This window comes from Streptomyces sp. HSW2009 (genome assembly GCF_040240285.1).
GTDB lineage: Bacteria > Actinomycetota > Actinomycetes > Streptomycetales > Streptomycetaceae > Streptomyces.
The window spans coordinates 1-1481 of record NZ_JBEHZD010000969.1 but is presented as its reverse complement, the minus strand read 5'-3'; the positions used below and the strand labels follow the sequence as shown (position 1 = coordinate 1481).

The 1481-nt window shown below is 66.2% G+C and carries 2 protein-coding genes; one reads left to right on the top strand and one right to left on the bottom strand.

Annotation, left to right across the window (positions count from 1 at the left end):
* A partial coding sequence (locus AAHZ94_RS33915; protein ID WP_502964866.1) for an NlpC/P60 family protein occupies window positions 1-636 on the bottom strand: 636 nt, incomplete at its 3' end.
* Window positions 637-1103: 467 nt separating this feature from the next.
* Between AAHZ94_RS33915 and AAHZ94_RS33910 the strand changes: the two genes are divergently transcribed.
* The coding region (locus AAHZ94_RS33910; RefSeq protein ID WP_349997532.1) for a transglycosylase family protein at window positions 1104-1481 on the top strand (378 nt) is incomplete at its 3' end.

The window sequence follows — 1481 nt, the reverse complement described above, 5'->3', positions numbered from 1 at the left end:
CGGAGTGTTGTCGTCCACGATGTTGACGTTCCGTATGGGCCGGTAGTTGGAAGTGCCGCTGCCGGCGAAGTACGGGTAGGGAATCTTGCGGTGGTGCACGCCTGAGCCACTGAACTCATAGCCCCAATAGGAGCTCTGGGAAGAATCGGCCCAGCCCTCGAAGAGAACAATGTGGCCGTCATTGCCAGCACGGTCGTTGTTCAGCGCGTCGCCCGGCCGCAGCTCGGCCTTGCTGATGGTCCTGGCTGCGCCGCTGGGTACGAAATTGGGCGTCGCCAGGCCGGGCTTGCCGAGCTTCCACGCCATGGAAACGTAGCCGGAGCAGTCGCGCCGGTACCCCTCGTACGTGCCGTTCTGGTTGTACGAAAGGCCGAGGCCAACCCATGAGCTCGCCCGGGTGAGGGCCTCGCTGCGGGTCACCCGATCCGCGGCGAGCCGAACCGAGCGCTCCTGCTCTCGCACTGAAGGCGCCCCCTGGCCAGGGCTTCCCTTGTCCAGCGCACCAGCCGCGGCGACGGTGGCCGTCGAAGGCGCGGCGGACGCCGTACCAGTGCCCTCCAAAGCGGTGACTCCGAGCGCCAGCACGCTGGCCACGGCGATGGCGAGGGAACGACGGGGGTGAAGGTATTTCGACATGGTGGAAACTCCAGTCTGAACAGAGGGAAGAGAGGGCCTATGTGGGCCGCTTGATGACGGGTTCGATAAGGCCGACGTGGCCATTGCCCGGGGCGTTCTGGCGCATTAGTCGGAAGGGGTCTATCCCCCGCATCGGTATGCGCCGGGCACACCGGGGACGCCGGTGGAGCGAATTCCCGTGGCGCTTTCTCAGTTTCCGACCAAGGGCGGCCGGTGCGTAAGGCTTACGGGGTGGACGGAATGGGTCGTGTCACAGTCCGGCCATCAGCAGGCGGTATCCGCCGGGCGCGGCACGGCGATGGAAGGCGGTCGGTGGAACGGGAACACAGGGCCTGGCCACCTTGTGACACGGCAGAATCCGGCCACCCGAAAACCCTTCCTTCCACCGCGCTCACTGCGGAAAGTCAAGGCGTCGCACGTCGTGGTCGGTCCTTGCCGGCCCCTCGATACGTTCAGGGGGAAAACCCATGTTCTTCCGTATGCGCCGTCAACTGATCGGTGCCTGCGCGGCTTTGGCCGCCAGCGCCGCCACGGCCCTCGCCCTCTCCACCGTGCCCGCTTCCGCCGCGACCGTGGCGACGTGGGACAAGGTCGCCCAGTGCGAAAGCGGCGGCAATTGGACGATCAACACCGGAAACGGCTACTACGGCGGTCTCCAGTTCTCCAAGAGCACCTGGGATTCCTTCGGTGGAAAGGCGTACGCGCCCTATGCCCACCAGGCGACGAAACAGCAGCAGATCCTCATCGCCGAGCGCGTGCTCGGCGTGCAGGGAGAACGTGCGTGGCCCACTTGCGGCCCCAGGGCCGGGCTCGGGAACGACCACGCCAACCCGTACCCGTCCGAT